Below are 368 nucleotides of genomic sequence, written 5' to 3'. Positions count from 1 at the left end.
CTGGTACACGTTTGATGCTCTCAATTATGATGCGGTAATGCAGCAAGGGCTGTTGGACAAGCTTCAGACGGGCAAGATGTTGGCCGAAGAAGGCTCGTATATGGATTACGTGCAGATGGACCTGGAGCGATATGATTACCCGGTGACCTTTGAAATACAGGCCAGCGGCCAGGCTCCGGTATATGCTTTTAGCATCCGTAATCATGACATGGCGTTTTATTTTGCGAGACGTCGACGTGATGACGGTACGTATCCTATCAAAGTACAAATCAATCAGTTTAAGCTATGGGAAATGGGCATGCATGATGCTTATCAAGAGAGTTTATACGTACTTGCGGAGTTGGGTTTTGAGTGCGAAGCGACTAAAC

At 46.7% G+C, this 368-nt stretch carries 1 pseudogene; it reads left to right on the top strand.

The features are described from left to right. Window positions 1–368 (top strand): annotated as a pseudogene (locus tag PPOP_RS22515) (replication initiation protein); the annotation flags it as partial.

Origin of the sequence: Paenibacillus popilliae ATCC 14706 (assembly GCF_000315235.1) — a bacterium.
Lineage (GTDB): Bacteria > Bacillota > Bacilli > Paenibacillales > Paenibacillaceae > Paenibacillus_B > Paenibacillus_B popilliae.
The sequence above is the reverse complement of the archived record's forward strand: the minus strand, read 5'-3'. Positions and strand labels throughout refer to the sequence as shown.